Raw genomic sequence first — 23,876 nt, forward strand, 5'->3', positions numbered from 1 at the left:
AACTTCTCACTATGCTTGAGTCTCAAGCTCTTTCATACCAATTAGACAGCTAGGGGGTCGTGATGAAATTGAGGCGATAGCGACAATTCATCGAGCCTTAGAACTTGGAGTTAATTTTCTTGATACTGCTGATATGTATGGGCCGTTTACCAACGAGCAACTTGTAGGCAGAGCAATTAAAGATCGCCGAGATCGAGTAGTTTTAGCAACTAAATTTGGCAATGTCCGTACTGAAGATGGTGGTTTTAAAGGGGTTGATGGTAGACCAGAATATGTCCATCAAGCCTGCGATGCCTCGTTAAAACGTCTGGGAGTGGAGGTGATTGACCTCTATTATCAACATCGAGTAGATCCAACTGTCCCCATTGAAGATACTGTCGGGGCAATGGCAGAGTTAGTCAAGCTGGGAAAAGTGCGTTATTTGGGGCTTTCGGAAGCTGCCCCAGCGACAATTCGACGGGCTGTAGCAGTTCACCCCATTACTGCACTACAAACAGAATACTCTCTTTGGAGTCGAGAGCCAGAGGATGAAATTTTACCTACCGTGCGGGAATTAGGAATTGGGTTTGTTCCCTATAGCCCATTAGGAAGAGGGTTTTTATCAGGTGCGATCGCTAGCCCTGACGATCTTGCACCTGATGACTATCGGAGAAATTCTCCTCGCTTTCAAGGTGAGAATTTTTATAAAAACCTGCAATTAGTAGAGCAAGTCAAAGCGATCGCCAGCGAAAAAGGAGTAACTTCTAGTCAGCTTGCTTTAGCATGGCTATTCGCTCAAGGAGAAGATATTGTCCCAATCCCTGGTACAAAACGCCGTACTTACTTGGAGGAGAATGTTGCAGCTACCGAAATTATCCTGACTGAACAAGATTTGAATCGACTGGAAACAGTTGCACCAAAAAATGTGGCAGCTGGCGATCGCTATCCTGACATGAGTACTGTTAACCGTTGATCTATCTGAAAAACTGGAGTATTTTTTCAAATTCCGCTTTAGATGCCCAAGCAGACATTACCGCAGCTTAACAAAGTAATCACCCAGAATTTTCTAAGGAAATGTCAAAAGTAGCGTAGGCGCAGCCCGTCGTAGACATCGCTATTTTATCGCCTATATATCTGGATACTCATTCAATCATCTGGAAACTGCCAGCACGAGATATGTTCAATATCTTTGCTGCTGCATTTACTACAGACTGCATCAATCACAGAGTCCACCCATTCATAGCTGCAACTACGACAGTGACAGAAAATGTTATTGCGGTTAGCCATTTCAATACCTTGATGCCATTGTTGCAGTTGAGAAGAGTCTGGAAAAGCTTCTGACATTTCATCAAACCTTATTCATGTCATAGTCTACATTATGAGCCTAACAAACCCCAAAGTGAATAACTCAATATTAATCGCCCTGACTCTCACCGCGTCTATAGCCCTATCGCCCGTCAGCATTGCTGATACTGTCCAAGGTTCAACCCATACTATCAAAATGTCTTCATTTAACCTCAATTCTCAAAAATGGCAAAACCGGGTGCTGCTAATCTTTGCACCATCTGTTGATAACCATAACTATCAGCAACAGATGCAGGTATTTAACCAGCGCCAAAACGATTTTAAAGATCGGGATTTAGTTCTGGTTAAAGTCTTGGCAACAGATAAAAGCTATGCCAATGGACAGTTAATAGATGAGCCTTCTGCTGCCAATTTGCGAAATCGCTTTGGGGTTGATAAAGAAAATTTTCGCGTCATTTTGATTGGCAAAGATGGTGGTATTAAGCGCCAAGAAACTACACCAGTACAAGCTACAGCAATTTTTGAGCAAATTGACGCTATGCCCATGCGTCAGCAAGAAATACAAGAACGATAAATTGGCAAAGCAGTTGGTTTTATTGTTTAACACTAATGCAAGTACAGTCAATTGCCCTTTACTACGAATGCTACGCCAATCCCTAAGCGCAAACCTCTTACAGCACCAGAATTCTACAAGTTGAGTAAACTTAAGTGCGAACCTACAAGAGTATCTGCTTTCAAACCTGAGTTCAATGCTTCAAGTATATGAGAAAAATAGACCTCTTGCAAAAATATATTTTTGCACTTTTAGGGAAAAGGGAAAAGGTTAAAGGGAAAGGATTTTGGAATTTATTTACCCTTTTACCCTTCCCCTTTACCCCGACTTTTGCAAGAAGTCTAATCATGAAAAATGCATATACTGCAATTATCAAGCAATGAATTTATTAGCTCCTGGTTTTAGAATTACTAGGAGTTTTTTTATTATCCATCTCAATAAAGGGGGTTCATCACGAGAAGTAATAGCCTTCATCCTCAAGGCTATTAGTAATTGCTTCTGTTGGTAGATTGAATGTCAATATTTGGATTGCTATTGTGTATTTGTCACTAAAAAACGTTTATCAGATAAAAACAATGAATATTCTTGCTTGGATTGTTTTAGGTCTAATTGCTGGTGCGATTGCAAAGGCTATCTACCCTGGTCATCAAGGCGGCGGAATTTTAGCAACAATTTTATTAGGAATCGTTGGTGCTTTTATTGGCGGTAGTTTGGGTGTCTTCTTCAGTACAGGAAGCTTTGCTCTTGCGGCTCCCTCTTTGAGTATTCCCGGTATTGCAGTGGCAGTTCTGGGTGCAATTGTTGCAGTCTTCTTGTGGAACGCGTTAACTAGCCGCAGTGCTTTGTAATAAATTAAATTGAATTAATTAATTTGGAACTTACACACTTTTTGTCTTATCTGTCAATGTGTAAGTTCTATTTATCAACAATTATTGACATAATTTGCCGCTTGTTATGGTGATAGCCTCAACATTATTCAGGTTGATAATGTTGAGGCTATGATTTTATTTTGGATGCCCTATATGTCGCAAACGTTTTTTGAATTGGTATTAGAAAAGTCTTAAGTCTCTGCCTTACAGGCTTATAATAGCTGTGGCAACAACAGCTAATAGCGTGCTAAATCGCAAATTTGATACCTGTAATCTAACTTAACTTTGTTTGGTGCATAGGCGTAGCCCATCATAGACATGGCCTAACAGGATAATTAAAAACTTGGGTTAGCGATCGCAATCTATTATTTATACGTGTTTTATTTATATAAAAGTTATATTTAATACATATAATTACTGGGTTACTAACAATAGTATTAAGTTCTTAAATACTAGTAGTGTGTAAATATATTAAGCTTGCCTCTTACCTATTTACTATGAAATTTAATCAAGAGGTAGTTACGATTCCCAGTGTACAACTTTGACAACTGTCCACAATACTGTTGCATGTCTCAAGCTCATGGTAATATTATTTTACTGTCAGGGAGATATTATTTATACATCAATTTGTAACCATGCTGAAAGAGTTAGTTAGGTGCGCTACCTCCAAAAAACAAAAAATTATTCAACCTACCCAGGAAATCAACAAAAGCCCTAACGTGCAAAGCACAGAGCTTTTTAAACTCTGCTTATATAAGGTACTAAAGAGCTAACTAAAGCTTTTTTTTAGGAATCATCATAGCCAGCGAGAAAGGTATAAAACCCTCTTAGGATGGCAAAAAATTAGACAAGAGTAAATAGAAAAGTTTTGACACAATGTCAATAGTTTTTTGTATATGTAAAAATATCAAAAAGCCTAATTTGTATTGTCAACAAGACATTAGCGTTGTGTGTTTTATTTAGATATTGATTCTCTTTGTGGTTGTTACCTATATATAAAAGTCCTATTTGATTAGTGAAAACTTAAGCTACCTCGATCAAGTCAGGCAAACACTTAAATTTAATAAATAATTTCGGACTGCTAGATAATCTCGATCTAGTAAAAATTCGATTATCCACAAAGTCAGTAAGAGTAACAGGAAAAACATGAGTATCATAGTTCGTTTGTTTGGAGCCATCGTTCTCCAAGTATCTGCATTGGCTGCAATGTCTAGCATGGCAATGTCTGATGACAAGCCCTTTCGCGTCAATACCCAACAGACTCCTGCTGTTTATCCACGAAAAACAACACAGCCCTTTCGCGTCAATACTCAGCAGACTCCTGCTGTTTATCCACAAAAAACAACACAGAGGATTTGCTCTTTAGATCCCATTGAAGATTTATTACCTCCACCACAAACTAAGACAAGTAATTCTTTGCTTTCTTACCTTGCTGAACAGGGTTTTACACAAAATAAAGAGGGTTCCTGGGTCTGTTATGCGAACGATCCTAAAAAAGAAGGACGTTACTTTACTTTATTTAAGGTCAAACAAGTTAATAGCAGGCTCATAGCAAGTTCTTTCCTAGATGAAGGCAGTCTGATTCAAGGGCAGGAAAATCGTAGCTTGGACTTCTTTATGATGCTGATTGAGCGTCATACGAATAGTACTAAAGAGAACCGTCAAGGTATACGTAGATATTTACAAGCCTTCGTTTCCTTAGTTAAAAAAGGGAAGATCAGACCTACACGTCGTGGGTATCTTTTTGACCAACCAAACCGGGCTATGGTCTTGTATCACACACTTTCATCAGGAAACCTTAAAGGTACGGGAATCACGATCAACATCTATTTACCTAAGAGTTGAATTGGGGAAGTCGGGGAGCATAGGGGCAGGGTAGACAAGGGGACAAGGTGACTTAAGTCAGAACTTACAACAAATCTTTCCCCTTGTCCCCAAGTCCTCTTTCCCATGCCCAATCCCCAATTAAATTGCTGTCGTTTAGTGGAGGTGCATCTTGTCTAAATCAATTGTTCAAAGAATTGCGATGCCGAAGGTAGTTCGCTTTGCAGCGATCGCATTTTCATCTGTTGCAGTAGTACTCACTACGTGTCAGTCTGCTTTTGCACAGTTAAATGTTGGACGCTATGGCATCCAACAAGGACTGGAGTCTGAGTATCTCCAGTACCAAATTAATAACCAGAATTTGAGCAAGATGCGAGTCATTCCTGCATGTGATGTGGGATTTGGTCTGACCTGCAATAAGACTGGCTCGGTAATCCAACGATTAGTGGAGTTAAACAATGGGACTAGTTATCAAAACCTTCTAATCCGAGCAGCCGGTGGCGAGAGAAACTTCCAGAATTTCGCTAGCTTCTACGGCAATAATCCCAATCTCTCTGCCGTGCCTTACGCTTCATTTTGGAGAAATGCATCTCCCACAATCATGGATGGATCTCAATACCTCCTTGGACAACCTTTTGGTCGCAATCCAGTAGAAGGACTCGGACTTGTAACCAAGCAGTTCTACTGGGCACCATACTCAGGAGTCAATGACTCTGTTAGCCTTCGTAGTGGGTTACTAGACCTGAAATTGTCATACGGAAGGCTGCTGTTTGAAGAGGCCTCAAAAATTTCCAATATTCAAGAGCAGATTCAGTCTCTAGGTCTGTCGCCAGAGATGACTAATTTTTATTTAGATAAAATCTCTACAGGCTTGGATGCGTTGAGTTCTGGAAATCAGAACCAACTCCAACAGAAGATTTTTGAAGTTCTATCCTTTCCATACTCCGAAGATGGTGGGGAACTCGGACGCCCCAATAATGCGATTCCAGCGGAATTTAATCAGCTCTTAGGAGAAGGTATCGCAGGAGATACTTTGCTGAGTGACAATCCACTAGCGTTGGACGGAGAAACAATAGCTTTTGATGCTTTCCCTGGCTCTACGGGAGATGTCTTGGTACCAGACAGTTCTAATTCCTTTCCACTTTGGCCAATAATCGGCGTTGGGGGTCTTGGTTTAATTCTGCTTCTACTACTGAGTGGCGATAGTTCTTCAGCTCAACCATCGACACCTGTTTCTTCAGTTCAACCACCCACACCTGTTTCTTCAGCTCAACCACCTACACCTGTTTCTCCAGAAAATACACCTTTGTCTCTTACCAGTAAAGGCGAATGCGATCTGACCCCTAGTGGTAATGGTTCCAATCACACACAGATCATTGAGATTCCGTGTAATGTTACTCCTCAAACCCCCACGGAACCGAAGAAAGTAATGGAGCCATCAACGATCAAAGCGCTTGTATTGTTAATTGTTCTACTATGGATAGTCCGTAACAAACACCGAACTTTAAAAATCCTTAATTCGTAATTATGTTACATAAGGGGATTTAGCGAAAAGTTAGAGCGCTAGTTTCCAGCGATGTCTACGACAATCAATGTCTACGAGCATAGGCTTACAAAGAAATAATTAACCACTTAGGTTAGCACAGCCAGCTGTGCTAACCTACCCGTGTAATATCATGTCCGCTTGATTACTTACTAAACCCCAAGAACCCCACCCCGCCAAAGCTGCGCTTTGTCTCCCCTCCCGAAGAGCGGGGAGGGGCTGGGGGTGGGGTGCAATGACTCTGGGAATCATAACTAATTATGCGGACATGATATAACTCATTCAAATGAGAACGGCGAATACGTTTCTATTATGGGAATGCCTGGTTCGGGGAACGTCCCGTAGAGAAGGAAAGGTATCGCCTGTTAATCTGCGGCCAATTCACCACATTCCACCAATTATCCAAATACTCAGCCCGACGGTTGCGATATTTCAGGTAATAAGCGTGTTCCCATAGATCGTTACCCATGATCGGATATGAACCCTCCATAATTGGATTATCCTGATTTGCTGTGGTGACAATCTGGAGTTGCTTTTGAGGATTGCGTACTAGCCACACCCAACCACTACCGAAACGAGCTGCACCCGCTGCATTAAACTGTTTTTTAAAGGCATCAAAGCTGCCAAAAGTTTTGTTAATTTCTTGAGCGATCGCGCCTGATGGTTGTCCTCCACCTTGGGGACTCATCAGTTGCCAAAAAATCGTGTGGTTGAGATGACCACCAGCGTTATTACGTACCTTTGTGCGAATATCTTCAGGTACGCTGTTCAAATTCACTAGTAAACCTTCAACACTTCTTTTTTGCAACTCTGGATATTGCTTCAATGCATCATTTAAGTTCTTGACGTAACTAGCATGATGTGCGCCATGATGCAATTTCATCGTTTCAGCATCAATAGCTTTTCCTAGTGCCCCATAAGCATAAGGCAATGGTGGTAGCTGTGCAGGAGAAGCACTTAATGACCTATTAGGATAAGCTACTGTGGCAAACAATCTAGCAGGTATTGGTGTAGAAGTTTGTGCCTCAGCTATTGGTACTAGTTCATGAGAAATTAGCAGAATGGTCAACACAATTGTTGTGAAGAAAAAAACTATTGTTTTTCGCCAAAATCTAATCATAAATTGTAGCCTCAAAAACAATGTTATTGGCTTATAACCCGCTTATAAACTGTTAGTTCGCAGTTCAGTTTAGCAAAATCTTATATATATTACCTTAGTTGTTAGTTAATTCAAGCAAAATATAGCTGAAATTTTATTGTTTTAAGCTTATAACTAAAACGTTGTCAATAAGAAAATTTTTAGGCTAAGAATAATAAATTATTAATAGGAGTCTTGATTCTACTATGCTATAGAAGTCTGAATTCGCTTATGCAAACATCTTGATTACAGCATAATAGCTAGATTTTATCCACTATTTTAGCCAGGCTATGCTACTAAAACTTTTCTATTATTCAGCTTAGTTTTTTGTTTTTGATCCGTCTGTAAATAGCTGCAATATTGCGGGCATCATCAATGCCGCGATGGTGTGTACCTTTTAATTCTATCCCCAACTCATTAAGAGCCTGTGCCATACCAAATTTTTTAGACACGCCAAGATATTCCGAAAACTCCTCTTTGATATTTATGTGTTCTGAAGTAAAAGGATAAGGAAAATTATGAAACGCGCAATCTTGAATAAATTGCTTTTTGTCGTAATTACCCCAAGAACAAAAAATATAGTTAGGAAATAAATTAATCCAGTCTTTGAAGCGAGAAATTGCTTCTAAAAATTTTGGCGCTTCGTCAACATCTTGCTGGCGAATACTAGTCAGTTCTGTGCAAAAAGTTGTCAGTTGCGGATGTCTCACAGGTTGGATGAATTGCTGAAACTCCGAATCAATTTCCCACGTTGTTCGATTGAGCATCACTGCACCGATTTCAATGATTTCCATTTGGTGACGTGGAATAGTTTTACTGTTACAGCATGTAGCTTCCAAATCGACTATCAGATAATAGTGGGATATTTTAGTATTCATATTATGTAATAGAGTATGGTTAATTAATATTAGTAATTATTTATACGTATTTTTGATAAATTACACAATTCAAACTGTAAGTTGATTGTATTTATTATACTACATAATTTTGATACTTACAGCCTTTTTGATTTATTTGAACTACAGCTAGCTGTAAGATCACAACTTCACAACTTAGGTAAAGGGAATTTAGATTGATGAAAAAGGTTTAACCCAACGCAATTGGATAGCGATATCCAGAGCGATCGCAGCGATCGCAAACCATAACAAACTTTCTGCCGCCAACACCAAAAAAGGCCAAATTGTGCTGTGAGAATTCCATCCAAGTTCTATCTGAGTTAATCCGCGCACCAAGCCAAAGGCTAATACACCACCAGCTTTGAGTTGAGGATTTCGATCGGAGCGGATGATATAGCGGTAGGTGACACCAAATAAAAAACCAGTAAAAGTTGCGATCGCACCACTCACCAACAAAGGCCAGTTAACATCACTGTGCAGACATACAAGTGTCTGAAAATACTTTGCTAGTACTAGAGTATTCAACAGACTAGCGATCGCGAAGCTAAAACACACACATAATCCCCCAACTATTCCAGCCTTGAGGGATTCTATGCGTTCTGTCATTAATTGAGGATCTAAAATTGAGTTCACTCTATATAGAAGTTAAGGATTGGGTACTTGTACTGAGCGTTGCCGAAGTATTAAGAAAATTTTTCCTTACTCTCCAGTATGATAAATGCTTGAGCAGTTTTGTCATTAATTAAATACCGCTCTCAAGTGGGAATTTTGATAATAAACTCGGTTCCCATACCAGGTTGAGAATTCACTTCTAATACACCTTTGTGTTTTTCTACAACTATTTGATATGCAATCGACAAGCCAAGTCCAGTACCTTTGCCAACAGTTTTTGTCGTAAACAACGGCTCAAACAAGCGTTTTTTAAGCCGTTCAGGAATACCAATCCCATTGTCAGCAATCCGAATTATAACCAATTGTTCAGAATCTATTTCTGTGGCAATTTTAATCTGAGGAATTAGATTACTCATTTTGCCTTCCATTATAGCTTCATCAAGGGCATCAATTGCATTTGCGAGAATGTTCATAAATACTTGATTCATTTGCCCTAGATAGCAATTTACCTCTGGTAATATTCCATAACTTTTAATAACTTCAATACCGGGACGATCGCCATTAGCCTTGAGGCGGTGTTGCAAAATCATTAGTGTACTATCTATTCCTTGGTGCAAATCAGCAGATATTTTGGCATCACTATCCGAGCGAGAGAAGGTGCGGAGTGAATTAGAAAGGTTTTGAATTCGTTCGCTTCCTATGTGGAGTGAGTTCAAAATTTTTCCCATATCTTCGAGAACAAAGTTTAGATCCAAGTTCTCAATAGTATTGGTAATTTTGGCTGTTGGGTTGGGATACTCTTGTTCATATAGTCGAAGCAACTCGGTTACTGCTGTAATATGTTCTTCCAAGGGTGGAATATTGCTGGAAATAAAGTTGATCGGATTATTGATTTCATGGCCAATACCAGCGATTAGCTCTCCGAGTGTTGATAGTTTCTCTTGCTGTACTAGTTGGACTTGGGCTTTTTGCAAAGCCCTGGTGCGATCGCTAACTTGTTGTTCTAAAGATTCAGTCAATTGTTTGAGTTGTAAATGTACGCGTACTCTCGCAATCACTTCTTCTTGGGCAAATGGTTTCGGAATATAGTCTACTGCGCCAAGGGAAAATCCCTTCGTTTTGCTTTCCGTATCTGCTAAGGCAGTGGTAAAAATAATCGGAATGTTTTGGGTAACAGGATTAGCTTTGAGGCGGCGACAAGTTTCAAATCCGTCAATACCGGGCATTTGTACATCCAGCAAAATCAACTCTGGTTGATTGCGTTCGACTTGAGCGATCGCACTTTCCCCATCGACTGCAACCCGAAAACGAAAACCCTCACTATTGAGTGCTTCACACAGTAGAGATAAATTTGTTGGATTATCATCTACAATCAAAATAAATCCGGTATCTGAGGTCTTAAGCATGATAAATTAACAATTGAATTTTAACTCAAATTAATTGATATATTGTTGAATAAAAGAATTCAGTAACCAGAATTCAGAATTCAAAATGGAATCAGCATAGCTAGTTAGTAACTAGTCTTGAAATGCTTTTACCAAAAAAATGGGTAAAAGCCCCGTCGTTTTACGACGGATTTAAAGTAATGAGTAATGAGTGGATGAAAAATGGGTATTTACTTATTACTTATTACTTATTACTCCAGAATCACCGCGCCTTTAGGTCGGTGAGGATGTCAAAGTTCGTCTCATTTATTCTGACTCCTGAGTTCTGACTCTTGAATACTTACAATAAAAGTTTCCAAACGTTTGAGTTGAAAATTACTAGCAAGCTGGATGATTTGCTGGACAAAAATGCTTAAATGCTCATCAGATTTAGAAAGTTCCTCGGCCAATACCAAAACTTTTTGAATATCACCGTCTTGCGTTAGTTCGAGTAAATCTTGTAAAACCTCTTGCGCAGGATAAATCATCTCATTTGGTTGTTCCAAAGCATCTGTATTGGTTTTTTTGATTTCATCTACCTTCACGTCAAAAACCCATTCCAGTTGCAAAAACTGTCGTAGCATTTCCAGCAGCATTTCAGCTTCTACAGGCTTTGGTAGAAATGCATTTGCACCTACATCAATACTCTTGTATTGATCGGCTGCAAATACACTGGCTGAGGAAGCGATGACAGCAATCTCTTTAAATTGCTCAGACTGACGTAAACGTTCGATCAACTCAAATCCATTCAATATAGGCATCACTAAGTCAGTGATAATCAAGTCTGGTTTGTGGGTTAGAGTCTTTTCCCATCCTTCTTGACCCTGACTAGCTTCTACAACAGTAAACCCAACTGGCTCTAGTAAATTTACAATTACCGATCGATTTTCCCATTTGTCATCCGCAATCAAAATGGTGCGGCTTTGTCCTTGATAACCAATAATAGTTCCTTTCTCAACCACTCTAGAAACCTTCGCCCAGTCTTTAGATTCTGGGAATTCTGCCTCAAACCAGAAAGTACTTCCTTTACCAAATTCACTTTGTACTTGAATTTGACCACCCATCAACAAAACAATGTTTTGGCTGATTGCTAATCCCAAGCCTGTACCTTCAGATTGTCGTTTTTGATTTCCTACTTGTTCAAAGGGTTGGAAAATTTTCTGCGCTTGTTCAGGGATTATCCCTGCACCAGTATCTATTACCTCAAAACGAATTTTGTAGTTAGTTTGTCCATTAGTATTTAATTGTTGATTAATGACCTTAACTTTGAAGGTAACACTACCTTCATTAGTAAATTTAATTGCATTACTAAGCAAGTTAATCAGTACTTGCCGCAATCGTTTTTCATCAGTATGAATGCCGATTGGTAAATCAGGATCGAGTTGGACGTAAAATTCAATGACCTTTTGTTCTGCTCGGATGCGGGAAATTTCAGTCACGCTATCTATAAAGGCAGGTAAATAGAAATCAACAGGATACAATTCTAGTTTCCTGGCTTCTATTTTAGACAGATCCAGAACATCATTAATTAGGGTTAAAAGATGAGAACCACATTGATAAATGATGCTGACTCCTTTGCGTCCTTTCTCACTCAAAGATTCTGTGCGTTGAAGAATTTGTGTATAGCCTAGAATACCGTTAAGAGGTGTGCGTAGTTCATGACTCATATTGGCGAGAAATTCACTCTTGGCTTGGCTGGAGTTTTGAGCAACTTCTTCTGCAAGGCGTAATTCTTTTTCGATGCGCAAGCGCTCGACAATTTCAGTTGAAAGCGCTCGATTGATAACTTCTAACTGGGTTGGACTAGGTAGTATTAGAGCTTGAGGCATGAGATAAAATAACGCAAATGCCGTATATATCGAAATAATGGCAGTTAGAGCTTTTAAACTACCTGCAACCCAATAATTTGGATGCCAAAGCGTCCAAATATCCATCAAGTGTCCAGTACCGCAGGCAATGATAAAAGCACCAAATAACAAAAAGACTCCATTAAAGGGAACGTCTTTACGCTTAGAAATAAAGTAAATCAGCAGGAAGGGAATAGAATAATAGGCTAGAGCGATCGTGGCATCAGAAATAATGTGAAGCCAAACTAATCCAGTTTGCCAAAGATAACAATGTCCGTGGGGAATAAAACCGTTGGAGTGGAAAGGATAGTTGAAAAATGTCGGCATGATATTAAGGGTTGCTGGATTGGATGTATATACGCATAGCCCTAGTATTCCCAAAGCATTAAATCAGAAAGCGCGATCGCTACTTTATTTATATTAGTTTTCATTATTACGTACAGCGCTAAAGTATCAAAAAAAGATAGTATCTGGTTTACAGCTGCACGCAAAACTTACAATGTCATTGATAAAAAAATCTCAGCCTGCCCAATCCCTGTATGATAAATATTAGAAACCTTTTGTAATTATTTGAAAAATGGGACTATGGAGATTTTGACACTAGGTTGGGTATCGTTGTTAGTTGTGTTCACTTGGTCAATTGCAATGGTAGTGTGGGGACGTAACGGACTGTAGAGGCATTGTGGAAAGTCCATTCTTGAGTATTTTGGCTTTATTTGCTGTAGTGCTGCTTGTAGTAGTCACTGGTGGTATTGGTTATTTGACCTTGGCAGATTGGCGCGATCGCCGTCGTCGAGATGAAGAGAAACGCACCACCCGCAGCGCCACTCCCAAGCGGCGATAATTTTCTCGTGATTGAAAATTTTTTTGTAGGGACGCGATACAATCGTGTCCCTACATTGTTTTTATGACATTCCCAGGAAATAATTGTTACCTTTGCGATCGCAACGGGAATCATGAGATAGAAGACTTTCAATATTTAAAGTCCCACTGGGAATGGAAAACTCCTCTACTACTCAACCCATACAACCAAATTCAGAACACCAAGAATCTCATTCAGATGTAACATACTCCTTGCGTCAGAATGAGCAACAAAAAGCCTTGTCTGGAGTTATTGCCCGCATTCGGGAGTCTCTAGACATAGAAACTATCTTCAAAATTACAGTCACTGAAGTCCGCCAACTTTTAAAAAGCGATCGGGTTGGCGTGTTTCGTTTTTATCCTGATTTGGCATGGGAAGGAGAATTTATCTATGAAGATGTGGCAACCGAATGGGATTCGGCACTATCAGCCAAACTGCGCGACCACTGCTTTAGTGAGGAGTTCGCAGGACTTTATCAGCAAGGTCGAATTAGAGCAATAACTGATATTTATGAAGTTAATGCCAGTGATTGCTACATCCAAATTCTGGAAAAATTCCAAGTACGTGCCAGTATAATTGCCCCCTTGATCAAAGGTAAAGATTTATGGGGATTGTTGTGTATTCATCAGTGTGGTAATCCTCGACAATGGGAAGCATCAGAAATTGAGTTTGTGCAATTAATCGCCGAACATCTAGGAGTTGCTTTACAGCAAGCAGATTTCCTGGAGCAAGTCAAACTACAATCAGCACAACTAGCACAAGCAAAAGCCAGAGAAAAAGCGGCCCAATGGCAGAAAACTATAGCTATCACTATTGAGAAAATTCGCCAGTCCCTAGATTTGGAAAGTATTTTCCACACAACCACCGCAGAACTTAGGCAGCTACTAAATGCCGATCGCGTGGCTATTTATCGCTTCAATCCCGATTGGAGTGGTGAATTCGTGTTTGAATCAGTGGCAGAGGGTTGGGTTTCCCTCAGAGATCAACAGTCGCAACGGCCGGAATTGAAAGAGAACGTCAGCGAATGTAGCGCCAAAGATTTAGCTAACCCCCCAATCGCTGATACCTACTTACAAGATACAGAAGGTGGTAGCTTCAGTCGGTGTGAAGTGTACCGGATTTGTAATGATATTTACAATTCAGGCTTTAGTGACTGCTACATTAAAATTTTAGAGATATATCAAGCAAGAGCTTATGCGATCGTTGCCATTTACCACGGTCAGAAGCTTTGGGGCTTGCTAGCAGCATACCAAAATGCTGGAACCCGTGATTGGCAAAAAGATGAGGTTTACTTGCTTACCCAAGTTGGCACCCAACTAGGTGTCGCTTTGCAGCAAGCGGAATTTATCCAACAAATGCAGATTCAAGCAGCAGATATCAGCAAAGCTGCTGAAAGGCAAAGGGCGTTGGCGAACACTGTAGAAAAAATTCGTCAGTCACTTGAAATTGAAGCCATATTTAAAACCACTACTCAAGAAGTTCGTCGGCTATTAGAAGTGGAACGAGTCGCAATTTATCGCTTCTATCCTGATTGGAGTGGGGAATTTGTGGCTGATTCCATCGTTGATGGCTGGACACCAATGGTTAAGCCGCAGCCAGTGACGGAACGCGTTCTTGTGCAAGGAAAACAAGCGGGTAAGTATGCACGTAATGAAGTTTTTGTACCCATTTCTCAGGGTGAAAAGCTGTGGGGATTGCTAGTAGCTTATCAAAACTCCCAGCCCCGTTATTGGCAAGATGAAGAAATCAACTTGCTAGCCCAAGTTGGCGTTCAATTGGGGGTAGCATTACAGCAAGCTGAGTCTTTGAAACAGATGCAAGTGCAAGCCCAAAAACTGGCTAAAGCCGCCGAACGAGAACGGAAAGCAGCCGAAAGGGAGAAGGCGCTTGCTGCAACAGTAGAGAAAATTCGCCACTCTCTTGATATTGACACCATTTTTGCAACCAGTACAGAAGAAGTCCGACGGCTATTGGAAGTTGACCGAGTGACAATCTATCGATTCGGGACTGATTGGAGTGGCGAATTTGTTGCTGAATCTTTAGCCCAAGGTTGGACATCAGTAAAGGAAATTGTACCTGCAATATCTACGACGGGCTACGCCTATGCAAGTAATTACTTGCAAGAAACCCAAGGCGGGGATTTTGCTAATGGTAAAACTCTTGTTATTAAGGATATTTACAGCACCGACGATTCTATTCCTTATATTGCCCTGATTGAACTCATGGAGGCTAGGGCATATATGATTGTGCCGATTTTTCAGGGTGAGAAACTTTGGGGATTACTAGCAGCTTATCAAAATATCAAACCCCGTGATTGGCAAGAAGATGAAGTAGATTTATTGATGCAAATTGGTACTCAGTTAGGTGTAGGACTTCAGCAAGCGGAATTACTAGAACAAACTCAATGTCAAAAAGAAGAACTGACCCAGACTCTTAAAGAATTACAGCAGACTCAGAGCCAGTTAATTCAAAGTGAAAAAATGGCAGGTTTGGGGCAGTTAGTTGCTGGTGTAGCACATGAAATTAATAACCCGATTAGTTTCATTTATGGGAATATCACTTATGTTACTGAACATACCGAAAATTTATTTAAATTACTGCGCCTTTATCAGAAACAATATCCTAAGACAACAGAAGAAATTAAAAAGCAAGTAGCAGCATTAGATTTAGATTTCATTAATGATGACTTGCCAAAAATTCTTGCTTCAATGAAGATGGGGGCAGAGCGGATCTCTCAATTAGTCTTGTCGTTACGAAGTTTTTCTCGGCTTGACGAATCAGGAATGAAGCCCGTTGACCTTCATGAAGGTATCGACAGTACTTTGCTAATTTTACAACATCGACTGCAACCACAAATTAATTCTTTTGCTATTGAAGTAGTTAAGCAATATGGTGAATTGCCTCCAGTAGTCTGCTACGCAGCCCAGATGAATCAGGCGTTTATGAATATTCTCAACAACGCGATTGATGCACTGGAAAACTCAGCAATTAGTGGAAAAGGAATTGACAATCCTAAAATTTGGATACGTACAGAAGTCATAGAAGAGAATACTATATTGATTTGGATTGCTGATAATGGTTGTGGGATTCCCGAAAATGTGCGATCGCACATTTTTGAACCTTTCTTTACCACCAAACAACCTGGACAAGGCACTGGTTTGGGGTTATCTATTAGTTACCAAATTATTGTCGAAAAACACGGCGGTACTATCAAATGTGTTTCTGAGCCTAGTAATGGCTGTGAGTTCTGGATACAAATTCCGATGAAACGGACAATTAGTTAGGAAAAAAATAGGCGATGCATTCTCTATGAAAGGCTACGTAAACATCTATGCAGTGTGGATATTTTATAGCCGATGCCCACGCTTTTTTAACGAACCACAGAGGCGCAGATAAGACAGAGAAGAAAAACAGGAGTTTCTATTTATAAGTGATTGAAAATGCACGCTGTAAATATCATATTTTGATTAGGATTAGCAATAGAGCCACTCTATAAACTTATATGCAAATTAAAGAAATTCTCCAAGCACTCCCAAACCTGAGCATAAGCGATCGCTTAAAGATAGCTGAGTCAGCGCTGCAATTAGTTCTTTAAGAAAAACACTCACTTACTAAAGATGAGTAAAAACGCCAATTAACACTAGCCGCAATACGTCCAGCCATACAGTGATACACCCTTCTCAAATGAGAAGTAGATTACCACATTTTCATATAGCGGTTCTCAGTTGAGTGCAATACAGACCTAACCCCCAACCCAAACCCTACTAGGGTTGGGGAGTAAAGTTCAAAGCCTCTCTTCTTAGGATAGAGGAATGGAAGTGAGGTCAGACTGTCTTGCTTCCATTTGAGAACCTCTATATTAGTGGGATAGATTCAAATACTCATTTAAAGCTGCTGCTGTTTTTGATTCCTTCTAATAGCCGCAGAAACTGACCCTGTTTTTAATTGGAGTATGTGCTGAGTCAGATCGGATTGAGTCAGCAAATGCAATATGGCTGGAGTACAACAAGGACAAAACAATTGTTCGAGAGGAAGCATAACTATTACTGTCTGAGATTTGTATATTGAGTTAGGCATTCATAGTGCACTAACGACATCAGTATGTATGACGAACTAATACCAATTCAAAATTCAAAATGACGTTCGCGGACTCGCTTGTCGCCAGCGCTAACAAAATTCAAAATTAAGAAAGCCAGACAGAACAAAGGTTTGGGAGTATGTATCTGTCGCATTCTTTTTTCAAATTGGTATAATTCAGGGGACTCTTGTCAATCTTCCCGTTTTTCATGATGAGTTTAAAAGCTAAAACTCCACTATTCAACCGAATGGATAGCCAAAGTGTCGCAAATCTCATTGATCCGTTGCGCTCCCGAATGGCACAAGCTATTCTCATCAGAGAAAATCTCCCTGCATGTATATCAATCCTTTATGAATGACAAGCACCTTTAATAGGGTATCCTCACGCTGGGATTGCACCACAAACCATTAGAAAAACTCACTCCCGGTGCTATCTTTGATGCCACAAGCACTATTACAGGTGTTATTAGCACCATTCAATTCAGAGGTAGTAGTTCCACCAACTGCCATTACTTGAGACCATTCACTGACGCGGTTGTTATCTAAGACAGCTCGCACTCGATAACCAAGCTGAATTTTATGCATTAACAAGATTAAATCACGGTTGAGTAATCCTTGTGATTTTTGGTTTTCATTAGATGCAGCTTGTATACGAAAGCAGCGATCGCTTTGTCGTTTCAACTTGGGAGACTTGCCTTCCATAAGCACCGTTTGCAGTTCGTATACTTCAGCTTCAGGATATGCTTCCCAGCAAAGTTGCCAGTAAGTCGACCAGCGAATTAACTGGGCTGGTAATTCCTCGACTTCATCCGACAGTGTAGACACAAGTCCGGTGACTGAAGGTTGTACCACTTGAGACTGACTGGAGGTGATATCAGTATTTACAGGGTTTATAAATCCTGGTTGACCAACCTTCTGTGCAGCTATAGATGAACCATCATCAACAATTAGTATCAACCCGAATATGAAAGTTAACAGCAGCATCAATCGTAGGCATTGTAATTGCACTAACGACAAGATTTTCAGATTCATAAATTATGCAAAAGTTAATTGCTTAGGCACAAGCTAAGAAAGAAGATACCAGCCGTCAGAAAAGAGATCCACACTACACAACGAGCAGCTAAAAATACGGCTGGTATAGCGCTCTTCCATCACTCTCATCAAACAATAATCGAAGCAGAAAACTAAAACTATCACCCAATCAAGGTTTGAGGCTTTATTTTTTAATAGAAATTCAAAAATCTAGCTAAAACCTGAAAACCGAAGTCTCGTAAGCCTTGCAGCGAGTGCTTTTCCCAAGACTGATGGAAGAGCGATAGGATTGAAAGCGGTCTCTTTTTACCACTCCACAGGTAGAATCATGCTGCCGTTGTCGGCATAGATTGTTCGAGAACGGATCTCTGTTCTGGGAGCTAATGTAGAATTGAAGACTGCGCTTTTTTGCCCAATTGCTGAGTTTTTGCCAATAACTGAGCGGAATATCACAGAATTTGGCCCTAGCCCTACAGAATCACCTATGCTCGTCTCAGGGCCATTGTCAACACCGTTGACAACCTGCCTACCGCCATGAACTAGAACACGAGGCCCATAGCCAACCTTATTACCAAGAGTCAGGCTAGTTGTTTTTAAAGCGTGAAAGACAACATCGTTTGCCATACTAGCAATTTCGCCGACATTAAAAGGTTGACCTTCATCAGCACGCAGCGAAATTCTATTACCTATTTTGTTAGTAAGGCTTGCTAAAGGATCTTGCAGAACGAGATTGCCGATGATGCGGTTACGGAAGTTTGGATCGCGAGTAACACTCCCACCTATCTGCGGTAGACCTCCAGGGTTAAAAGCTGTGACTGGAGCGTAATTTATGCCTTGTACGTTTGTCAAATCTGCTCTAGCTAATTCTGTGTAACCTTTGGCAAATGCATCATTGACTTCAATAATGCCTTCCATTAATGCAACGTCGGCTTGGGTCAGGTTTGCCACTTTCCCCAAACTGCCGCTAGTAGCTTCAAAGTTATTTGTGACGTTTTTACCTGGCAGCACTACTTTGCCGGCAGGTAAGGTAACACCAGGGCCAACCCGTGAGAGAAAGTTAATTACCGTGTTTTTTTCTACAGTTGCACCGTCTATTTCACAGTTGAAAGCGAGAAACGTCTCTGGAATATCGTTGTTGAACTGAGCATTGGTAATCGGATCGGTAAAAGGCCCAGTAGAACCTTGAGTACCGATTTTGGCTGCACCTTTGACAATGGCCATGTGTGCCAAAATGACTCGTCGCCCAATCTCTACTCCCGTCCCCGAAGCTGTAATTTTCACTTGGTCTTGGACATTAGAATCTTCTGCAATGCTAATGGGAGCAGTAGTAGCATCTAACTTGGCAAATGGTGCAATATAGACTTTTTCGCCCAAGCTTATATTTGTTGGATTTCTGATTATTGCAGCTGGGTCAATGAAACTAGCTGACTCTGAAGGTGCTGTGCTTGGACATATAGGTAGGTTATTCGCCGTTGGATTACAACCCCCTCCAGTAGCAACGGCGGGTTGTTTATGTATCTGTGTACCTATGAGAAACGCTAGGATAATTGCAACTAAGGCGCTAAAAATTGGGCGAGGTTTGAACATGGAAAGAAAACTCCTCACGGTTTTTGGAATATTTGGCTATGGGAAAATCTGTACTCTTCAAGTAAGAGATATACTCAGGCACTCGCCTACAGTGGGCGAAACGCGATCGCAACCGCAGAAATTACTAAAAAATTACATTGCACCCGTCTTTATTTAGGCTCTTTCTCTGTTTGAGTATGAGAAATGCGGGTTAACCACCCCAATAACCTCCCAATTTGAAGACTACTTGCAAGATAGATGATAATAAGGAGTTCAAAAGTGGAACTGTAACTATCGTTGTTGCCCCAGCAGCCGCCTCATTGTAGACACTTTGCCAAGCTTCTAGCCCGCTAGTAGATTCTCTATGAACTTGTGTACTAACAGCTAACGTTAAGCCAAGCGCAGCTAAACCAACTAGTATTGTGCGACGTTTCAACATTATTTCTTGATACCTAATAGTTCGCCAAGTTTATTGGGTAAGGTAAAGCGAAAAGGTACAAGACCTACTTAAACTTTTCGGTTTACCTAACCTAATAACTTTCAAATTTAATTTAATTAAGTACAAATTGCTACATTTAGCAACTAACAGCTTATTATAGTGTTATTTGCTGTTTTATACTAGAGTTTTAGATATTGAAAAAATTTATGGAAATAATAAAAATAGTATTAAATCTATAATGCAAAACTATATGGAAAACATAATGATTTAATCAAAAAATTCATCTATCTTAAGGAATAAAATTAGATTAATTGCTGCTAGTATACAAAAAACTTGCCTCAGAAGCATCACGCTCCTAAGGCAAACCAAGTCTCTAATTCTTTCTTTACTTCGCGCCTTCTCTGCGAAACGCTACGCGAACGCGGTTGGTTTCTAGTTTCTCTTAAAGTTGCTTCACTTCCGAAACCAACTTCGCCACCATATCCTTAGCGCTACCAAAAAGCATCGTCGTTTTATCCTTGTAGAACAACTCATTATCTACACCGGCAAAACCCGTACTCATCCCGCGCTTAATTACAATCGTCTGCTTCGCCCGATCTACTTCCAAAATCGGCATACCATAAATCGGGCTACTTGTATCACTCCGCGCCGCCGGATTTACCACATCATTTGCCCCAATTACTAAAGCTACATCTGCTTGCTCAAACTGGGGATTAATATCATCCATATCGTACAACTGCGTATAAGGCACATTTGCCTCCGCCAGCAACACATTCATGTGCCCCGGCATTCTCCCAGCAACGGGGTGAATGGCATACTTGACATCAACGCCCATTTTTTCTAACTGATCTGACAATTCCCGGACGCTATGTTGCGCTTGGGCAACTGCCATACCGTAACCAGGCACAATTACCACAGAACGGGCATAACCCAACATCATTGCCCCTTCTTCAGGATCGATGCTGCGGACGGTTTGATCGGTTGCACCACCACTAGCAGCACCACCACCAGAACTAGAACCTGTACCAAAAGCGCTGAACAACACACTAAATAAGGAGCGGTTCATCGCCTTACACATAATTTCGGTGAGGATTAAGCCAGATGCTCCTACCAAAGCACCAGCGATGATTAACATATTGTTCATCACCACGAACCCAGCCGCCGCCGCCGCCACACCTGACAAGGAGTTCAACAGCGAGATTACCACTGGCATATCGCCGCCACCAATGGGGATGACGAACATCACACCCAGAACTAAGGAAACAGCTACCACTCCCAAGAATATAGGTAAGCTATCTGGTGTGATGATTAAGTAGGCACTACCTACTAGATAAGCACCTAGAAGCAAAAGGTTAAATGGTTGTTGGAATGGAAATGTAATCGGCGAACCGCTAATTAAACCTTGCAATTTGGCAAAGGCGAGAAAACTACCTGTGAAGGTAACACCACCGATTAACACGTCCAATAACATGGAAATGTTCACATCTAGCGGTATCGCCTGAGAACTATCTAATAACCGCCAGAATTCGGCAACAGCTACTAGTGCCGAAGCTGCACCGCCCAAACCGTTGAGTAAACCCACCATTTGCGGCATTTCGGTCATTTGAACTTTGTAGGCAACGATCGCACCAATTCCCGATCCAATCGCCAAGCCCAACAATATCATCTCGTAATTCAACACATGTTGATCGAGCATTGTTGCTATGATCGCCAGTAGCATCCCCACAGCCGCTACAATATTACCGTTTCTCGCTGTAGCGGGCGATCCCAGCTTTTTCAAGCCCAGAATGAATAACGATGCAGCGACTAAGTACGTCAGCTGAATGCCAGTTGGTAAAAAGTCGCTCACGCCTTAATCTCCTTCTTCTTGAACATTTGCAACATTCTGTCTGTCACTAAAAAACCACCCACAACATTGATTGTCGCCAGTATTACAGCAATCAAACCGAGAATTACAGACACACTCGTATCTCTCGCACCAGCAGCAACGATTGCTCCCAGTACCGCAATCCCCGAAATTGCGTTTGAGCCTGACATTAAGGGCGTGTGTAAAGTCGGTGGGATTTTATTGATGACTTCAAAGCCGATAAAAGATGCCAATACAAATACAAACAAAGCAGCAAGTAATGCCTCTGTCATGAAATCAAGACTCCTTGTATAAGTGGGAATGGGGCGATTCAATTTTGGATTTTGGATTGAATTCCAATCTAAAATCTAAAATCTAAAATCTAAAATTCTTACTCTCCATTCCCTAATTAACCGCCGGTTGTTGAGTATTCAAAGCCTGTAGCGCATCCCGCACTCGTTGATTGCGAATTTCACCAGCGTGGGTAACGCAAGCTGCATCAACGATGTCGTCGCTAAAGTCCACTTGTAAAGCTTTGTCTTTGATTAGCAGTTGCATCAACGATGTTACGTTCTTGGCATACAATTGGCTGGCGTGAATTGGCATCGATGATGGGAGATTGATGGGGCCAATAATTGTTACGCCGTTCCAGACAATATCTTTACCGGGTTCTGTACAGGCGCAGTTACCACCTTGTTCAGCAGCCAAATCCACAATCACTGAACCTGGTTTCATCTGTGCCACCATTTCTTCTGTAACTAGCCGTGGTGCTTGTCTCCCAGGAACTTGAGCAGTGGTAATCACGACATCAGAATTTTTGATGTGTTCGGCGACAACTTCTTGGGTACGTTGTTTGCTAGCCTCAGAAATTTCCTTAGCGTAACCGCCAGCAGCAACGGTTTCTTCGTCTAATTTGACTTCAACGAATTTTGCCCCTAAGCTTTGCACTTCTTCTTTGACGGCGGGACGAATATCAAAGGCTTCTACCACTGCTCCCAAACGTCTAGCGGTAGCGATCGCTTGCAATCCCGCTACACCAGCGCCCATAATAAATACTTTCGCTGGTGCGATCGTACCTGCGGCTGTGGTTAACATCGGGAAGTATTTCGGCAATGCAGCTGCCGCAATTAATACTGCTTTGTAACCTGCTAATGAAGCTTGCGAGGACAAAGCATCCATACTTTGCGCCCTGGTGGTACGGGGGATCATCTCCATACTCAAAGCTGTGACTTTCCGATTTGCCAATTGCTGCGCTACAACAGGATTTCCCAAAGGATTGAGGAAACTGACTAAAACAGCCCCTTCCTTTAACAAATCAATTTCTGAACGTCCATCTTCTCGTTCTTGCGGTGGACTGACTTTCAGCAGAATATCTGTTTCACCCCATAATTTGGCAGTATCGCTGATTATTATGGCTCCTGCTGCTTCATAGTCAGGATCGCTAAAAAAAGATCGCTCTCCTGCACCTGTTTCTACCCACACTTCCAAACCTTGTTTTACCAATCGGGCAACTGTGTCAGGAATTAATGCCACACGGCGTTCACAAACCTCAATTTCTTTAGCAACTGCTATTCTCATGAAATCTCCTGAAGATAAATACTTAATCTCTGCCAAGTAAGCGATTGTCTAGATGATGCGTGTCCCGCACTCATAGTACTTAGGCAGGAACATCAGCCATGAATTTTACTTGTAGATTGAACCTTGAATCTTTCCTCTCCCACTCTTAGCTCTCCAGGCAAAGCCTCACTTTGCCGCTCGCAGATGTCATATTTTCAGATAGTTGCAAACAGGGTTACGTATTGCACATCCTAAATTGATTCCCAAATTTTGCATCTTTATCTTTAGCTTGTTTTCGGGATTGAGAAATTTTGGTATTCCTTTCTTATAGAGTAATATTGACCGAATTTTGAAAGCTTGATAATTTCCCAATCAAATTTTAATGATTACGACTTCGATTCCAATCCAACTTATTTTAATCAATTTAGCCCAACTTAACTGGCGATCGCTGATGACATGGATCAATTTTTATAACAAAATTCTCAAATTTAGATACACTTATACATA

20 protein-coding genes are annotated in these 23,876 nt (G+C 40.9%); 8 read left to right on the top strand and 12 right to left on the bottom strand.

Annotated features, from left to right (window positions below; translation table 11 throughout):
• The first annotated feature begins 67 nt into the window (after positions 1-67).
• Positions 68-952, top strand: a complete 885-nt coding sequence (locus RMX69_RS22035) for an aldo/keto reductase (RefSeq protein WP_409877961.1) — start codon at positions 68-70, stop codon at positions 950-952.
• Between the two features lie 173 nt (positions 953-1,125).
• On the opposite strand, the gene RMX69_RS22040 is transcribed toward RMX69_RS22035, so the two are convergent.
• Complete coding sequence (locus tag RMX69_RS22040; protein WP_289798100.1) at positions 1,126-1,323, bottom strand: hypothetical protein; 198 nt, start codon at positions 1,321-1,323, stop codon at positions 1,126-1,128.
• Positions 1,324-1,357: 34 nt separating this feature from the next.
• Here RMX69_RS22040 and RMX69_RS22045 point away from each other — a divergent pair, with 34 nt between their 5' ends.
• The 4 genes from RMX69_RS22045 (at position 1,358) to RMX69_RS22060 (ending at position 6,055) form a co-directional block, all read left to right on the top strand.
• Positions 1,358-1,858: a DUF4174 domain-containing protein gene (locus RMX69_RS22045; protein WP_322638715.1), complete on the top strand. Its 501-nt coding sequence runs from the start codon at positions 1,358-1,360 to the stop codon at positions 1,856-1,858.
• 554 nt (positions 1,859-2,412) lie between these two features.
• Positions 2,413-2,685, top strand: coding sequence for a GlsB/YeaQ/YmgE family stress response membrane protein (locus RMX69_RS22050; protein ID WP_104909288.1), 273 nt, complete (start codon positions 2,413-2,415; stop codon positions 2,683-2,685).
• A gap of 1,167 nt (positions 2,686-3,852) precedes the next feature.
• Entirely contained in the window at positions 3,853-4,551 is a 699-nt protein-coding gene (locus tag RMX69_RS22055) for a hypothetical protein (protein ID WP_322638716.1), read from the top strand.
• Between the two features lie 151 nt (positions 4,552-4,702).
• Positions 4,703-6,055 (top strand): hypothetical protein, encoded by a 1,353-nt coding sequence (locus RMX69_RS22060; RefSeq protein ID WP_322638717.1) that lies wholly within the window; start codon positions 4,703-4,705, stop codon positions 6,053-6,055.
• Between the two features lie 328 nt (positions 6,056-6,383).
• On the opposite strand, the gene RMX69_RS22065 is transcribed toward RMX69_RS22060, so the two are convergent.
• The 5 genes from RMX69_RS22065 to RMX69_RS22085 all read right to left on the bottom strand — a co-directional run bounded on the left by RMX69_RS22065 (position 6,384) and on the right by RMX69_RS22085 (position 12,317).
• On the bottom strand, positions 6,384-7,193 hold the full coding sequence (locus RMX69_RS22065) for a superoxide dismutase (protein WP_289798095.1): 810 nt from the start codon (positions 7,191-7,193) through the stop codon (positions 6,384-6,386).
• 332 nt (positions 7,194-7,525) lie between these two features.
• Positions 7,526-8,089, bottom strand: coding sequence for a 3'-5' exonuclease (locus RMX69_RS22070; RefSeq protein WP_322638718.1), 564 nt, complete (start codon positions 8,087-8,089; stop codon positions 7,526-7,528).
• Positions 8,090-8,278: 189 nt separating this feature from the next.
• On the bottom strand, positions 8,279-8,713 hold the full coding sequence (locus RMX69_RS22075) for a hypothetical protein (RefSeq protein WP_322638719.1): 435 nt from the start codon (positions 8,711-8,713) through the stop codon (positions 8,279-8,281).
• A 149-nt stretch (positions 8,714-8,862) separates the two neighbouring features.
• The gene (locus RMX69_RS22080) at positions 8,863-10,125 is read right to left on the bottom strand and encodes a sensor histidine kinase (RefSeq protein WP_289798091.1); all 1,263 of its coding nucleotides are present in this window, start codon (positions 10,123-10,125) and stop codon (positions 8,863-8,865) included.
• 281 nt (positions 10,126-10,406) lie between these two features.
• Positions 10,407-12,317 carry an ATP-binding protein gene (locus RMX69_RS22085; RefSeq protein WP_289798090.1) on the bottom strand — a complete coding sequence of 637 codons (1,911 nt, stop codon included), beginning with the start codon at positions 12,315-12,317 and terminating at the stop codon, positions 10,407-10,409.
• 258 nt (positions 12,318-12,575) lie between these two features.
• Here RMX69_RS22085 and petN point away from each other — a divergent pair, with 258 nt between their 5' ends.
• From petN to RMX69_RS22100, 3 genes are all read left to right on the top strand, one after another.
• Positions 12,576-12,665 carry a cytochrome b6-f complex subunit PetN gene (petN, locus tag RMX69_RS22090; protein ID WP_012408302.1) on the top strand — a complete coding sequence of 30 codons (90 nt, stop codon included), beginning with the start codon at positions 12,576-12,578 and terminating at the stop codon, positions 12,663-12,665.
• A 7-nt stretch (positions 12,666-12,672) separates the two neighbouring features.
• Positions 12,673-12,834 carry a hypothetical protein gene (locus tag RMX69_RS22095; protein WP_094350864.1) on the top strand — a complete coding sequence of 54 codons (162 nt, stop codon included), beginning with the start codon at positions 12,673-12,675 and terminating at the stop codon, positions 12,832-12,834.
• Positions 12,835-12,986: 152 nt separating this feature from the next.
• Positions 12,987-16,136, top strand: coding sequence for a GAF domain-containing protein (locus RMX69_RS22100; RefSeq protein ID WP_322638720.1), 3,150 nt, complete (start codon positions 12,987-12,989; stop codon positions 16,134-16,136).
• A 1,201-nt stretch (positions 16,137-17,337) separates the two neighbouring features.
• Here RMX69_RS22100 and RMX69_RS22105 read toward each other — a convergent pair.
• The 6 genes from RMX69_RS22105 to RMX69_RS22130 form a co-directional block, all read right to left on the bottom strand.
• Positions 17,338-17,961 (bottom strand): hypothetical protein, encoded by a 624-nt coding sequence (locus RMX69_RS22105; RefSeq protein ID WP_289798086.1) that lies wholly within the window; start codon positions 17,959-17,961, stop codon positions 17,338-17,340.
• Between the two features lie 306 nt (positions 17,962-18,267).
• The gene (locus tag RMX69_RS22110) at positions 18,268-19,548 is read right to left on the bottom strand and encodes an acetyltransferase (protein WP_322638721.1); all 1,281 of its coding nucleotides are present in this window, start codon (positions 19,546-19,548) and stop codon (positions 18,268-18,270) included.
• Positions 19,549-19,738: 190 nt separating this feature from the next.
• A complete protein-coding gene (locus RMX69_RS22115) occupies positions 19,739-19,966 on the bottom strand; it encodes a hypothetical protein (protein ID WP_322638722.1) in 228 nt (75 codons plus the stop codon).
• A 442-nt stretch (positions 19,967-20,408) separates the two neighbouring features.
• The gene (locus RMX69_RS22120) at positions 20,409-21,815 is read right to left on the bottom strand and encodes an NAD(P)(+) transhydrogenase (Re/Si-specific) subunit beta (protein WP_322638723.1); all 1,407 of its coding nucleotides are present in this window, start codon (positions 21,813-21,815) and stop codon (positions 20,409-20,411) included.
• Positions 21,812-22,105, bottom strand: coding sequence for an NAD(P) transhydrogenase subunit alpha (locus RMX69_RS22125; RefSeq protein WP_190889745.1), 294 nt, complete (start codon positions 22,103-22,105; stop codon positions 21,812-21,814). Before RMX69_RS22125 ends, RMX69_RS22120 begins: the two co-directional genes overlap by 4 nt.
• Positions 22,106-22,217: 112 nt before the next feature.
• On the bottom strand, positions 22,218-23,390 hold the full coding sequence (locus tag RMX69_RS22130; RefSeq protein WP_322638724.1) for a Re/Si-specific NAD(P)(+) transhydrogenase subunit alpha: 1,173 nt from the start codon (positions 23,388-23,390) through the stop codon (positions 22,218-22,220).
• Between the last annotated feature and the right edge of the window lie 486 nt (positions 23,391-23,876).

Origin of the sequence: Nostoc sp. EspVER01 (assembly GCF_034530635.1) — a bacterium.
Taxonomy (GTDB): domain Bacteria; phylum Cyanobacteriota; class Cyanobacteriia; order Cyanobacteriales; family Nostocaceae; genus Nostoc.

What these genes read in the sequence shown, in the direction of transcription:
- RMX69_RS22040 (WP_289798100.1), bottom strand. Translation starts at nt 1,323, where the DNA reads ATGTCAGAAGCTTTTCCAGACTCTTCTCAACTGCAACAATGGCATCAA.
- RMX69_RS22045 (WP_322638715.1), top strand. Translation starts at nt 1,358, where the DNA reads ATGAGCCTAACAAACCCCAAAGTGAATAACTCAATATTAATCGCCCTG.
- RMX69_RS22050 (WP_104909288.1), top strand. Translation starts at nt 2,413, where the DNA reads ATGAATATTCTTGCTTGGATTGTTTTAGGTCTAATTGCTGGTGCGATT.
- RMX69_RS22055 (WP_322638716.1), top strand. Translation starts at nt 3,853, where the DNA reads ATGAGTATCATAGTTCGTTTGTTTGGAGCCATCGTTCTCCAAGTATCT.
- RMX69_RS22065 (WP_289798095.1), bottom strand. Translation starts at nt 7,193, where the DNA reads ATGATTAGATTTTGGCGAAAAACAATAGTTTTTTTCTTCACAACAATT.
- RMX69_RS22070 (WP_322638718.1), bottom strand. Translation starts at nt 8,089, where the DNA reads ATGAATACTAAAATATCCCACTATTATCTGATAGTCGATTTGGAAGCT.
- RMX69_RS22075 (WP_322638719.1), bottom strand. Translation starts at nt 8,713, where the DNA reads ATGACAGAACGCATAGAATCCCTCAAGGCTGGAATAGTTGGGGGATTA.
- RMX69_RS22080 (WP_289798091.1), bottom strand. Translation starts at nt 10,125, where the DNA reads ATGCTTAAGACCTCAGATACCGGATTTATTTTGATTGTAGATGATAAT.
- RMX69_RS22085 (WP_289798090.1), bottom strand. Translation starts at nt 12,317, where the DNA reads ATGCCGACATTTTTCAACTATCCTTTCCACTCCAACGGTTTTATTCCC.
- petN (WP_012408302.1), top strand. Translation starts at nt 12,576, where the DNA reads ATGGAGATTTTGACACTAGGTTGGGTATCGTTGTTAGTTGTGTTCACT.
- RMX69_RS22100 (WP_322638720.1), top strand. Translation starts at nt 12,987, where the DNA reads ATGGAAAACTCCTCTACTACTCAACCCATACAACCAAATTCAGAACAC.
- RMX69_RS22105 (WP_289798086.1), bottom strand. Translation starts at nt 17,961, where the DNA reads ATGAATCTGAAAATCTTGTCGTTAGTGCAATTACAATGCCTACGATTG.
- RMX69_RS22110 (WP_322638721.1), bottom strand. Translation starts at nt 19,548, where the DNA reads ATGTTCAAACCTCGCCCAATTTTTAGCGCCTTAGTTGCAATTATCCTA.
- RMX69_RS22115 (WP_322638722.1), bottom strand. Translation starts at nt 19,966, where the DNA reads ATGTTGAAACGTCGCACAATACTAGTTGGTTTAGCTGCGCTTGGCTTA.
- RMX69_RS22125 (WP_190889745.1), bottom strand. Translation starts at nt 22,105, where the DNA reads ATGACAGAGGCATTACTTGCTGCTTTGTTTGTATTTGTATTGGCATCT.
- RMX69_RS22130 (WP_322638724.1), bottom strand. Translation starts at nt 23,390, where the DNA reads ATGAGAATAGCAGTTGCTAAAGAAATTGAGGTTTGTGAACGCCGTGTG.